This is a genomic window from Psychrobacter sp. M17(2026) (genome assembly GCF_055699815.1).
In genome coordinates, this window is sequence record NZ_CM146741.1 from 270,382 (window position 1) to 283,317 (window position 12,936).

A 12,936-nucleotide genomic window follows, 5' to 3' on the forward strand; every position below is an offset into this window, starting at 1 on the left:
AAAACGCACTATCTATGCTACATTGAATCCTACTAGAGATGCTCAATCGCATCCACGACTAATGCCATAAAAAATAATTTTATAATGGTATCTACGCGCTTTACAAAACATCCCGGTTTCGATAAGTCTGCGCGGCTTAACTGTCGCCTTGCACCGATCAAAAAGCTTCAATCGATCGTTAATCCACCAAATCAATACCCTTATGGAGTTCAAACATGATCCTCAAACTTAACGTCAAACTCCATTATCGGCTCCCCGCGCCGATGGACCTTTTGCTTCAGATCGAAGCCGCCGATCTTGTGGATCAGCGGGTGCGTTCGGCCGAGATTTGGACATCAGACGTTGCGCATTTTTCAAGGGTCGTCGCCGATGATGGCATAGGAGAGCGGATTTGGATCCGCGCAGAGGGAGATTTTAGCTGCACTTATACCGCAGAAATTGATATTGACCGTCCTGTTTTAGACATATCGGCCCTGCCCCAAACTGCCCCTCATCTTTTGCCTGGAGAGGCGATCAAATATTTGATGCCCTCTCGCTTTTGCCCATCAGACCAGTTCCATGACTTCGTGAATGCCGAGTTTGGCGATCTCTCAGGTGGCGCGCGGATTGCTGCAATGCGCGATTGGATTGAGTCGACGTTTAGCTATGTGCCTGGATCGAGCCATGCACAAACCACCGCCCTTGACACCTTTGTTCAACGTCAGGGCGTATGCCGCGACTTTGCGCATGTGCTCGTGACACTCGCACGCGCGTCAACGATACCAGCGAGATTCGTGAGCGTTTATGCGCCTGATGTGACGCCACAGGACTTTCATGCCATAGCTGAGGTTTATCTTGGGGGGAGCTGGCATCTCATTGACCCAACTGGCATGGCATCTGCCGACACGATAGCTCGCATCGGTGTTGGAGCCGACGCGTCCGGCGTTGCGTTCTTGACTGCATTCGGATCCATGGAACTGGTCAACCAATCGGTATCCGTGACCAGACAAGATTAGAGTTCTGACTCTAGGCAGCTGAAGTTGGAATTTAGGGTTTGATATTTTAAGTTGAATGACGAGGCGGCGAGATTAATTATCTTGCCGTTTTTTTTGGTAATTGAGAATTCGAAATTTAACTATTTTTACAAATTAGATCAGCAGCACTATCTATGTAACAATCTATGTTTTGATCATTATTTACCTATAGCTATCATAGTACTAACACCAGTGAATGTATTGCCAGAAAAAGTACTACCTACAATAGTTAGTGACGATAATCCTCCATAGATATTTAAACCAATGGATGTAAGATTTATCATATTTATAATTAACTTATCTTCTATTACTTTAAACTGAAGCAAAGGTTGACCTAAAAATGTTACTTCATTACCGTAATCAGTAATGTTTAAACTATATTGCATATTATCAACTTTGTTCTTTGATATTATATTACGCCATTTATTTTTACTAATTCCTTCAATGGGTGCATTAAACCATAATAATGTCTCATAACTTTCATTATCACGGCCTATAAGAAAAACAGGATTGCCTTCAACCTCAAAAATTATTTCACCTTCATTAAACGTATTATTGCAGACCCAAACACTGTTAAAAGGAATATATTCTTTAGGCAATTGCTTATTCATTTCCAAATCCTGCTGCTTTAGGTTTATTTTCTGAGAAATGCTTCTCAATCTCTGAAATTGTTTTTTTCTTCTCTGAGGGCAATATTATATATAAGGCCTCGAATATTACTGCCAATATTATGAGAATTAGCAGAGTGAGTCCTTCCGTATTCGATACAGTTTCTATTCCGTCAAAGTATTTATGGTTCAGCCATTTAGCCAAAACTGTAATAGAAAAAACACTCGTACCAGTAAAAAAAGTATGAGCCCAAATTGGCAGTAAACTATTAACTTTTGTTAGCTTTAGGAAATCACTATTTTCTAGGGGAAAAGGTGTATGAACTGTGGCTCCTCGATAAATACCATCAGAGCTAATTCTTATCGTTTCATTTCCTTGCTTTATACTATCCACTAGTTAAAATCCTTTGCACTTTTCATTCAAGCTATTTATTTTACACTCTTATATGAAAAAATGGTGAATATTCCCAATTAACGGGGCTATTGACGTAGCAAGTTTAGGATGGATTAGCCAAAGCGTAACCCCCTAAATCCATAATTTGAATATCTAACAGCGGGTTACACCTTGCCTTCATTCTCTACAAGAATTTGACAAGTCTAACGGCACCCTACGCCAATCAGCAAAAAAAGGAGACTAGATTTAATCAGAAACCTTTATAAAGACCTACACGCTAATCCACCTCACGCTCCAACACCATACTGTCGAAATACCCCCGCATACCACAATGTAATCTTCTATATCTATTGTCCATATCTCTTAATAACAACTGAGTCTTACCTTTATAGAGCGCTGGATATAAGCGCAGTTCAGCGTTTTCATCTGACAGCTCATCAATAATGACCCAATGATTCTGTGACCATATAGCTTTGCTCTCGCCAATATCGCAGGTATGACCATTAGTAAAAATGAAAACGCCATCAATAATCGACAGATAGGGCTTATTACTGACACTATTAATCGATAACGTATTTATGACCTCTCCTGTATCATCCCAACGCGCCATTTCTGGATTATATATTGAGATTTGAGAAGCCTTAGAAAATTTGCCAAAGGCATTCTTGCTCGGCAACTCAGATTGATTTAGCTCACTTGCATAGTTCCAAGCCACGCCATATTGAGCTTTATCTTCGATACGTTCTGTATACTCACGCTCAAGGCACTCGATTTCTTTACAGGTGTTACGCTGAAACTTGAGCCATGTTCTTTGGTCAATAATGAGGTTGTTTTTATAGTCTTTATCAGACGTATCAGCAAGATTTTGTTTATATTTTTCTGCCATAGTTTCATCAAGCTTAGACAGCTCAGGATTTTTGCAGATAGTTTTCTCTACCCAAGCAGCGGCACTATTGCAGTCAAAACTGGCTGAATTTGCAGGAGTAGAGAATAGGCAAGTTGCTAAAATACTTATTGTAGCTAAAGCTAATTTTTTCATAATGTTCTCGATATGGATCTTCATTGTATTTAAGTAAAGCTAGTATGCATAAAAGGGTCTAGCTTAAATTTAATTACCAACTCCCAATGTTTTCCATCGATAGCCAAGGCTCAGCAGGGTCTAGACGCTCATCAGCTTGTAGCAGTTCGATTGAAATATTATTGGGATCTTTCACAAAAGCCATATAGCCATCTCTAGGCGGTCTTAGTACGGTAACGCCAGCATTCATAAAAGTTTCGCATAGCTCATAGATGTTATCCACTCTAAAGGCAAAATGACCAAAGTTATTACCATCGCTGTACTCTTCTTCATCCCAGTTATGAGTGACTTCAATCTCTGGCGCACCCTCATGAGTCGCTAAGAAATACAGGCTAAATCGTCCTGATTCGGAGTCCTTTTTTCTAAGCAGTTTAAGACCCATGAGATCACAGTAGAAGAATAAAGTTTCTTCTAGTTTATTGGTTCTAATCATGGCATGTAAATATTTCATAAAACACCTTATACTTTAAGATCATAATACTGGGTTAAAAATTCAGCCTAAGCCAAAATTCACAATCGTCAAAATTTATCACTGTATTTGAAAACCCTAATCTTGCATTTCACCAATCAACCACTGTTCAAAATCATTAATTTGCGCTACTAATTCAGACTGTGCTTTGGCTAATCTATCAAGCTTAGCTGTAATATCGCTCTTATCATATTTGATATCAGTTAACGTCTCTTTTAATAAGTCAATTAGCTCAACATTGAGCGCATCTGAGAAGATGACGACTTCTTCGATTACGGCTTGTCTAACATCCATATGTAGATCAATCAGACCCCACTCAAAGCGCGTTTCAATGCGGTGGCTAAACTCAGGCGTTTTGCCAAAGCGCCAGTCCCAATCGGCCATTTGCTGATAGTACTTATTTAAAGCAGGCTGCTTGGCGAGGCTGGCTTCATCCAAGGCTTCTGTTTCTACCGTTTGACCATAATACTCACAAAACGCTTCGATAATAGCGTCAGATAATACGTCATGATTGATACCTTCGTTAAACTCTTTTAGGTTAGCAACGCGAGAACGCACGGACTTAATGCCTTTTGCTTTTAATTTTAGCGGGTGTGGATTAAGATAATCGCCAAGCTTTTGCATATCAGCGTTGACCAGCAAAGTGCCATGATGAAAGCTGCGGTCGATAGCATGTTTAAAGGCGCTGCCTGATATTTTCTTGTCGCCGACTTGCATATCATTACGACCTGATAGCTCAGCGTTGATGCCTAGCTTTTTTAATGCATTAATAATAATAGTGAAGTTTGCGGTTTGGTCGTAGTCGGCTTTGGGTGATAAAAAAGTAAAGTTGGTATTGCCCAAATCATGAAACACCGCACCACCGCCACTCTGACGCCGTGCTAAAAATACATCGTCTGCTTCCATCTTATCGGTCTTGCACTCAACCCAAGGGTTTTGCGAGCGCCCAATAACTACGGTTTCGCTATTACGCCATAAAAATAGCGTATGTGAATCAGGATCAAGGGTGTTAAATATCCAATCTTCGGTCGCGAGATTAAACCAAGGGTTGGTTATCGCAGATTTTAAAATGCGTAATTTCATTATTTATCCTTTATCTAATTGGCTATAAATAGGGAAAGTTAATTGCATGTGAGCAACCAAATTAGACTATGTTACCTCAATGTGGAAATTAAAACTTAATATGCGATTTTGGAAAAACCAGAATTTTGTTATTGGTATTTAAGATGCAAAATACATCTATCTAAAAAGGAGAGCAAAATGGTTGATTCAATACATAATGAAAAGATCGAAACAATCCTCTCAGAATAGGCAAGGGTATATAGAGCTGGTGATGCTATTACCACAGATTATAAGGAAGAAAAAGTAAATATTGAGCTGTCTGAAAACGATGAGATCGTGCGAATCTGGATGGGATAATAGATAATTTGATAGAGCTTAGATGATTAGGGTTAGCAGTATTACTTAAGATTCTACCTAAAATCTTTTCCTAGAATGGTTACCATATTACGCTGCAATTAGCCTGTGCTAAAACTTATTGCGACTATGAAAAGTAGTCAATAACTTAGGGCATTTTGGGAAATAAAGACACCTCGTAAGTATCGGCATGTCTTATAAGATATGCAGATACTTACGAGGTGTCGTTGTGGATGCTTAATAAACTCTAAAATAGAAAGAAGGGGAAAGGGTTATATTCTGGTATCGCGCATTCCGCTTCTTCCGCGATCATTTCAGCGTCGCTCATTATATCGGCTTTACCTATAAATAAATAAACTGAACCGTAATAGTACATTTGGGTTTCGGCATCGCCTATATCTTCAGGGTCAACATCAAGTATTTCAATTTTACACACGTCATTTTTTTGGTAGACGTAGTATTCTGTATCTGCTTGAACAGAAGTGGAGAAGATACTAAACAGCGCAATTAGTGATAATAATAGGGTTGTCTTTTTCATAAGGATGCTCCCAGCTAAATAATATTTAGCACAAGGCTAGATGAGGTCATACCTAATATTCAATAAGTATCTGCTAAAGTAACCTAACAGTATCAATCAAAATATACTAATAAACGAATATTAGTTATTTTTCACTATACACTATTTTATCTATATATTCATAAGCATAATTAATAGGATAAGCGCTTCTAATATTGTTAGAATTGAAACGTAATTCATTACTTTTAAAATATTCAGGGCGAGACTATGACAACTGCAAGCACATATGGTTTACATCATTTATTACTCCCTAATAATGACGGTCTTTATGGCGAGTTCGGTGGCAAGATCGGTCATCCTGAATTGGCAAAAGCCATGGAGGAGATCGAGGTAGGGTTTCGTGAGATTATCAAAGAAGACGACTTTATCGTAGAGATGAAACGCCTGCGTGAAACTTACGTAGGCAGACCGAGTCCGATATTTCATGCCAGACGTTTAACCGAGTATTGTGGCGGGGCACAGATTTATTTTAAGCGTGAAGACTTAAATCACACTGGCGCGCATAAGATTAATCACTGCTTAGGCGAAGTATTATTAGCCAAAAAGCTGGGCAAAACCAAAGTCATCGCCGAGACAGGCGCAGGGCAACATGGCGTGGCGTTGGCAACCGCAGCCGCGCTCATGGGTCTTGAGTGTGAGATTCACATGGGCGTGGTCGATATCGAAAAAGAACATCCTAATGTCAGCCGCATGAAAATATTAGGGGCCAAAATCGTGCCGGTATCGCGCGGCGCAGGCACGCTAAAAGAAGCGGTCGATAGCGCGTTTGAGACTTATCTTGGTGATTTGGATAACAGTATGTTTGCCATTGGTTCAGCGCTAGGCCCAGCACCTTATCCTGAAATTGTCAGCTATTTTCAATCGGTCGTCGGTCGTGAGGCGCGTACGCAGTTCTTAGAAACGACTGGTAAATTACCTAATAAGGTGGTCGCCTGTGTTGGTGGCGGCTCTAATGCGATTGGTATCTTTAGTGGATTTTTGGGCGATGAGAGCGTTGAAAAGGTCGGGGTAGAGCCTGCGGGTGAAGGCTTGGATACGCCCAATCATGCGGCGACGATGACGCTGGGCGTAAAGGGCGAGATTCATGGCTTTAAATGTTATGTACTACTAGATAAAGACGGCGAGCCCGCGCCTGTGCATTCGATTGCCTCAGGTCTCGATTATCCAGGCGTTGGCCCGCAGCATTCACTACTAAAAGATAAAAACATGGCGACTTATGAGTCGGCAACGGATAGCGAGTGTTTGGACGCTTTTATGGCGCTGTCACGCCTTGAAGGTATTATCCCAGCACTTGAGACCGCGCATGCCATTGCCTATGCGATGCGAGTGGCAAAAGATATGTCATCTGATGACACCATCTTGGTCAATTTATCAGGGCGCGGCGATAAGGATATTGACTTTATCTTGGATAAAGTGGAGTTGTAAGCCGCCTTTTTAAACGAGTGGATTAACAATAGCGTAATCCACTATGCGTTCATTATTCTGTACTTTTATCCGTACAAAACAAACCGTGAAAACAGTCCTTATCTCCAATTTCATCCCAGATTGAAGGTATCCGTAGTGCTTTGTCTAATTGATAGCGTGCGATAGCCCAATGACCTACTTCACGACCATCTTCATCTGTATTTGGAGCAGGATATTTTTGCTGACGCTCGCTATCAGGTAATGCCAAAAAATTCAGAAATTTTTGCGCATCCTCAGCTAGAATGCTATTAGGATGTTTTGATAGTTGCTGTATCATTTGCTCGTCTTCAGGCATCATAAACTCACGAATAGCATCATCTGTCCACTGAGTGTTTTCTGCACCAAAGAAAATGATATAGCGATAAAAATCCAATAAGTATCGGGCATCTTTAACCCTGTAGCCATCAGGGTACTGCTGAATATAATTTTCCCAAAAAAGAGCTCGTTTGATTAAGTCTTCAAAAGAAACTGTAACTGAAGCATCACTCCAAAAAGTGTCTTGATTATCTATTGCCATACGTTGAATAAAAGCACTTTGATCTTCACGTAGGTAAGGGGTAAAAATATCAGCCATTGCTTTTAAGTTATGAGTAAAAGAAAAGTACCCTTCACCTTCATCATAGATACTAACATCCGTATCGTTTTTAACAAGACCAACCAAATACTGATCGCGTGGCGTTAACGTCTTTAACTGTGCTGAGGATAAGCCCTCACCATAATAAAGCTCATAAATAGCATTGTTAAAAGTTTCGTAGTCCGACTCTGAATCGTAATCATAATCTAAGTCACTTGCTAAAAACCGACTGTACATATCCTGATAGCTGTTCAGTAACGTCATTACCTCAGCATTATTAGCGGTAGGTAAGCAGGCTTTTAGCTGATCTTGAATACCGTAAATAGCTTCGATTTTACTGTCGCTATCGACTTTTTGCATAGTTTGATTAAGTGCTATACAGTCTTTTGCCATTACGGTTTTGTCGTTAGATACTTTTGATTCTGAGGGGGTCGTCATTTTTACTGGTAGCTTTATCGTTGGCTGTTTGGTGATTTGAACAGCAGGCGTGTCAGCGATTTCAGCTTTTGGCTGGCAAGCACTCATTGAGAGCGATGTGCTCAATAATATTAAGATGAAATTATATTTTTGCATAGGTCACCCTTTACTGACATACAGACTACTTTGCACAGTATAAGTTATTTTTTCGACTACCATCTCGTTGTGTGGCAAAGTTATTAGGATCGATCAAATAGTTAACGACTTGATTATCAACACAATAGCTCAAATCCGCTAGCGCCAAAGTATGTCCATCACTACGACGAGTCAATAATGTGGCATTTAGATATTTTTGCATCATCTGCGCATTGATATAAGGCGTCGCAGGATCGTTAGTTTGTGCAACTAATAATAGTGGCGGTGCCGATAGCTGCATCTTTGGAATATGCGGCACATCACTACCCGCTATAGGCCAATAATAGCAGGCATCTAATATCTCTTCATCATTAAATTCGCGATAATCATCCCAAGTGAGCTGCGCATCGATACGTTTTATCTCATCAATATAGTCCATCTTTTTATCGTTAGTTGGTGCACCATCAGCACAGCTAATCGAGGCAAAAGTCGCATAATCGACGTCGTTCTTTGAGTCGTCAATAAGGGTTTTGAATAGCTCAAAGTCTTTGTTATTAATACTAACCAATAACTCATTAAGCAGTGGCCACTGCTCAGGCCAGGTTAGCAAATCGCCTAATACCCAAGACATATTCATAGTCGAGATAAGCTGACGGTCTAAATCATAGAGCTCATTGTTTTCGATATATAGATATAACTTAGCGAGTTTGGCTTCAGCCTGTTGTACGGTACTCGTATCTGCAAAATAACACTCTGTCTGCTGGCGACAAGACTGGACAAAGCGCTCAAAGGTTCGCTGGGTCTCTTGGGCTTGATTATAAGCCACTTGTAAGTCAGTCTCGTTGAGATTGACGATACCATCAAGGACACCTGCTCGCAGATGGGTTGGGAACTTTTCAGCATAGAGCGCGGCGATTTTGGTGCCGTAAGAGTAGCCAATCAGGTTGATTTTTTCAGCGCCTACAGCTTTGCGTATAGCTTCTATATCATCTACTGCGTAGTCAGCGCCCAATTGTACCAATAGATCATTGGGTGTGTGCTCCCAGCAGCCTTTGGTAAACTGCTCTACATCCTCTGGAAACAGCATTCTCGCGGTGGTGCTACATTTGACCGTAGGCGTGCTTGGATAGACACCGCGCGGCGCGTAACCAATGATATCAAAGTGTTTGGACAGCTTGGCATAAGCGGCAGAGTCAATAGCAGAGACATCTAGCCCAGACTGTCCAGGCCCACCAGAGATATTTATCAGTGTACCGAGCTTATCCTCATCAGAGCCAGTAGCGGGCAGGCGTGATAATGCCAATTTAATAACTGTTGGTTTATCCATCGTTTCGAGCGCTTGTTGCAACGGTACCTCGATAGTAGCGCACTCTAATGAGTCGGTTGCGACATAGCTTGGGAACCATTTGGCAAAGCTCAATTGCGTACAAGGTTGCCAATTAATACCCTCTTTACTATAAGTAGAGCGCTCTTCATCTATGGTCTTTTGCTGGGTTAACGGTGCGGTGGTTGGCGCACAGCTACCACAAGCAAGGGTAGTTGCTGTGAGTAAAGTAATAGAAAGCAGTTTAGAGAACATGGAGCAATTAGACCTATAAAAGAGCAAGTTTGACTTAAGTTTTTAGATAGCGATGGCGAGTATTATAGAGATATAACTGGCGAATACATCAATTATAAATATTATTTTAATATAGCTTATCATTGATTGCAGGTTATTGATTTAATTTATATTAGTATTGTATTTTTATAGCCTTTGTTTGCTCAAATTGATTAAAGTTAGTTTGGCTAAGGGCGGATAGTTCTACTGACAAGCGTTACAAGAGCAAGAAAAATCTGACAAACTAGTGGGTTGATGCCCAAGTAAAGTTGGGACGTTAAGTCAGTAAGTGTTCGTTTGTAACTGTAAATTGAATAATTTTATGCACCCCCTATAAACAGATGATCTAAAATAATTTTAGACATCAATAATAACTAAATCACTAAGGCGCATCATGACACACGATATATTATTTCAACCCGTTAAAATGGGCACGCAAACGCTAAAAAACCGTATTATTATGGCACCCTTGACGCGCCTACGGGCGGTTGAGCCAGGTGATGTCCCTACAGCATTAGCAGGCGAATACTATTCACAGCGCGCAGCAGGTGCAGGTCTAGTCATAACAGAGGCGACACAAGTATCGTTTCAAGCCAAAGGCTATGCTGGCGCGCCCGGATTGCATACGCAAGATCAAATGACAGCGTGGAAAGTAATCGTCGACAATGTCCATGCCAAAGGTGGCAAGATCGTCGTTCAGCTCTGGCATACTGGTCTGGTCGCTCATGATAGCGTCCAACCTGATGGCGGGGCGCCAATCTCCGCATCAGATGTCGATGTCGGTGCGCGTACCTCGTTACGTGATAGTGACAATAAGGCCATTCGCGTTGAAACCACACCACCGCGCGCCGCGACACTTGCTGAGATTGAGCAAGTCATCAAAGACTTCGCTGATGCTACTAAAATGGCAAAACAAGCTGGCTTCGATGGCGTAGAAGTACATGGCGCACATGGCTATCTGTTGCACCAGTTTTGGGTTGAGCAAACCAATAAGCGTAGTGATGAGTACGGCGGTAGTCGTGAGAACCGCGCTGGCTTGACTCTCGACGTTATCGATGCCTGTGTTGAGGCGTGGGATAATGATCATGTGGGTGTACGCATCTCGCCGCAGGGCACATTTAACGCGGTAGAGGCAGGCTATGATGAAGACGATAATATTTGGATGGTTGAGCAAATCAATAAGCGTGATTTGATGTATTTGCATCTATCTGAGCCTGACTGGGCAGGTGGCACGCCTTATAACGATGGTTTCCGTCAGCGTATCCGTGCTGCCTTTGATAATATGATTATCGCGGCGGGCGGCTATACGGCGGACAAAGCTGATAAAAATGTCAAAGCAGGCTATATCGATGCAGCAGCCTTTGGGCGTGATTATATTGCCAATCCTGATTTGGCTGAGCGTATTCGCGAAGGCAAACCATTAAACGAGCAGCATCCAGAGACTTTTTATGGAGGCGGTGCTGAAGGCTATACGGATTATCCTTTTTTAGCTCAAAAACGCGCCTAAGTAGACGTTGAGTACTTGGCTTTATAAAATAAAAATCCACTCTATTATTATAATAGGGTGGATTTTTTAATATAGTAGGATGGTTTGTTGATGCCACGAAACTATCTTCTTTGATTACACAAATTTTATAAGGTTAAGATGGTTAACACCTATTGAGAAAAATAACTGCGCATATAAAATAGCGTTGCACAAGTTGTCATCAATACGCAGATATTAGAATGTAGTATCAGACCACTTCACCGCAAACAAAACCACTAGCCCACGCCCATTGAAAGTTATAACCACCCAGCCAGCCTGTGACATCAAGCACTTCGCCAATGAAGTACAGCCCATCTTGTAGATTGCTTTGCATCGTTTTTGAGGAAATCTCGTCGGTGTTGACACCGCCGCGAGTCACCTCAGCGGTGCGATAGCCCTCAGTGCCAGAGGGTTTGAGTTGCCAGTCATTAATCGCTGACCCAATCTCTTGTAAGCGCTCATCTTTAATATTAGCCAGCTCAGTCTCTTTTACCTCTTCCCATAGCATAGTTTGTAACGCCACTAGCAGCTTTTTGGGTAGCTGATTATCCGTATTCTCTGCCAGCACAGTGCGAACGAGTTGCTTAGGATGTGATTTCTTATGCGCTAATAATAATGCGGTAATATCGATGTCAGGTAGTAGATTGATCTCAATCATCTCGCCCGTTTGCCAATAATTGGACAGCTGTAGCATCGCAGGGCCAGAGAGACCACGATGAGTAAAGAGTAGAGGTAGCTTAAAGGCAGTACGAGTATTGCTGGCGACAACAGGTAAGCTAATACCAGACAGAGCACGCAGGATTTCACCGGTTCTATCGGTAAAGGTAAACGGCACGAGGCTGGCATCAGTAGTCAATAATTGGTGACCGAACTGCTGTGCCAGCTCGTAACCGAGGCCGCTAGCGCCCATCGTTGGGATAGATAGCCCGCCAGTGGCAACCACTAATGATTCGCAGCTATAATTGGTTTGCGATGGTTTACTCTGAGCTGCGGTATCATGCAGCTCTTTCTTACTGAGTTTTTTACTCGTGAGTAATTGAAAGCGTTTACTGACATCTTGCCTATGATCTGAATTAGATATTTTAACCTGATCGACTTGCGTATTGAGCCTGACTTGCACCCCAGCGGCGCTACATTCATCCAGTAACATAGTGACGATATCTTGCGCTGAATCATCACAAAACAGCTGCCCATGTTCGCGCTCATGATAGGCAATCTTATGCTGCTCAACCATAGCGATAAACTCCCAATTCGGATAACGGCTAAGTGCTGATTTACAAAAGTGTTCGTTTGCGCCGATAAAATGCTCAGATTCGACAAAGTAATTGGTGAAGTTGCAGCGACCACCGCCTGACATGAGGATCTTCTTGCCTACTTTATTGGCGTGATCAAGCACTAGTACACGGCGGCCTCGGCGACCAGCAGTCAGGGCACAGTATAAGCCTGATGCGCCAGCACCAATAATAATGACATCAAAATGGTTACTAACAGACTTGCTAATTGTTGATTGATTATTCACGGAATGACGGTCTCGCTTTACGGGTACTGCTTGGTTTGGTGTTTGACTCATAATGATAACTTCTGGCGTAAGTTCAGATGGGTAATAGGAGGTTTCTAAATTATATCATGCCAGCGTTAGGCTCTATCTATGATTGAAATATTTTCTTTG

At 41.8% G+C, this 12,936-nt stretch carries 13 protein-coding genes; 4 read left to right on the plus strand and 9 right to left on the minus strand.

What is annotated here, in order from left to right; translation table 11 throughout:
* The first annotated feature begins 215 nt into the window (after positions 1 to 215).
* On the plus strand, positions 216 to 995 hold the full coding sequence (locus tag ACR63T_RS01185; RefSeq protein ID WP_305899392.1) for a transglutaminase-like domain-containing protein: 780 nt from the start codon (positions 216 to 218) through the stop codon (positions 993 to 995).
* Positions 996 to 1,171: 176 nt separating this feature from the next.
* Here ACR63T_RS01185 and ACR63T_RS01190 read toward each other — a convergent pair whose 3' ends face one another.
* The 5 genes from ACR63T_RS01190 to ACR63T_RS01210 all read right to left on the minus strand — a co-directional run bounded on the left by ACR63T_RS01190 (position 1,172) and on the right by ACR63T_RS01210 (position 4,645).
* Positions 1,172 to 1,624: a hypothetical protein gene (locus tag ACR63T_RS01190; protein ID WP_472784495.1), complete on the minus strand. Its 453-nt coding sequence runs from the start codon at positions 1,622 to 1,624 to the stop codon at positions 1,172 to 1,174.
* Entirely contained in the window at positions 1,617 to 2,015 is a 399-nt protein-coding gene (locus ACR63T_RS01195) for a hypothetical protein (RefSeq protein ID WP_472784496.1), read from the minus strand. Before ACR63T_RS01195 ends, ACR63T_RS01190 begins: the two co-directional genes overlap by 8 nt.
* 277 nt (positions 2,016 to 2,292) lie before the next feature.
* The gene (locus ACR63T_RS01200; protein WP_472784497.1) at positions 2,293 to 3,054 is read right to left on the minus strand and encodes a lysozyme inhibitor LprI family protein; all 762 of its coding nucleotides are present in this window, start codon (positions 3,052 to 3,054) and stop codon (positions 2,293 to 2,295) included.
* Between the two features lie 73 nt (positions 3,055 to 3,127).
* Positions 3,128 to 3,544, minus strand: a complete 417-nt coding sequence (locus ACR63T_RS01205; protein WP_472784498.1) for a VOC family protein — start codon at positions 3,542 to 3,544, stop codon at positions 3,128 to 3,130.
* 96 nt (positions 3,545 to 3,640) lie between these two features.
* The gene (locus ACR63T_RS01210; protein WP_472784499.1) at positions 3,641 to 4,645 is read right to left on the minus strand and encodes a lipoate--protein ligase; all 1,005 of its coding nucleotides are present in this window, start codon (positions 4,643 to 4,645) and stop codon (positions 3,641 to 3,643) included.
* Between the two features lie 255 nt (positions 4,646 to 4,900).
* Here ACR63T_RS01210 and ACR63T_RS01215 point away from each other — a divergent pair, with 255 nt between their 5' ends.
* Positions 4,901 to 4,981, plus strand: coding sequence for a hypothetical protein (locus ACR63T_RS01215; protein WP_472785208.1), 81 nt, complete (start codon positions 4,901 to 4,903; stop codon positions 4,979 to 4,981).
* 244 nt (positions 4,982 to 5,225) lie between these two features.
* Here ACR63T_RS01215 and ACR63T_RS01220 read toward each other — a convergent pair whose 3' ends face one another.
* Positions 5,226 to 5,516 carry a hypothetical protein gene (locus tag ACR63T_RS01220; protein ID WP_472784500.1) on the minus strand — a complete coding sequence of 97 codons (291 nt, stop codon included), beginning with the start codon at positions 5,514 to 5,516 and terminating at the stop codon, positions 5,226 to 5,228.
* 246 nt (positions 5,517 to 5,762) lie between these two features.
* On the opposite strand from ACR63T_RS01220, the gene trpB reads away from it, so the two are divergent.
* Positions 5,763 to 6,980 carry a tryptophan synthase subunit beta gene (trpB, locus tag ACR63T_RS01225; protein WP_305899398.1) on the plus strand — a complete coding sequence of 406 codons (1,218 nt, stop codon included), beginning with the start codon at positions 5,763 to 5,765 and terminating at the stop codon, positions 6,978 to 6,980.
* A gap of 52 nt (positions 6,981 to 7,032) precedes the next feature.
* Here the strand turns inward: trpB and ACR63T_RS01230 are convergent, their stop codons facing one another.
* Together ACR63T_RS01230 and ACR63T_RS01235 are read right to left on the minus strand one after the other, a co-directional pair.
* The gene (locus ACR63T_RS01230) at positions 7,033 to 8,166 is read right to left on the minus strand and encodes a hypothetical protein (RefSeq protein WP_472784501.1); all 1,134 of its coding nucleotides are present in this window, start codon (positions 8,164 to 8,166) and stop codon (positions 7,033 to 7,035) included.
* Between the two features lie 25 nt (positions 8,167 to 8,191).
* Positions 8,192 to 9,724 carry an alpha/beta hydrolase gene (locus tag ACR63T_RS01235; protein WP_472784502.1) on the minus strand — a complete coding sequence of 511 codons (1,533 nt, stop codon included), beginning with the start codon at positions 9,722 to 9,724 and terminating at the stop codon, positions 8,192 to 8,194.
* Positions 9,725 to 10,136: 412 nt separating this feature from the next.
* Between ACR63T_RS01235 and nemA the strand changes: the two genes are divergently transcribed.
* Complete coding sequence (gene nemA / locus ACR63T_RS01240) at positions 10,137 to 11,249, plus strand: N-ethylmaleimide reductase (RefSeq protein WP_472784503.1); 1,113 nt, start codon at positions 10,137 to 10,139, stop codon at positions 11,247 to 11,249.
* Positions 11,250 to 11,475: 226 nt separating this feature from the next.
* Here nemA and ACR63T_RS01245 read toward each other — a convergent pair whose 3' ends face one another.
* Entirely contained in the window at positions 11,476 to 12,837 is a 1,362-nt protein-coding gene (locus ACR63T_RS01245; protein ID WP_472784504.1) for a BaiN/RdsA family NAD(P)/FAD-dependent oxidoreductase, read from the minus strand.
* Positions 12,838 to 12,936 lie beyond the last annotated feature (99 nt).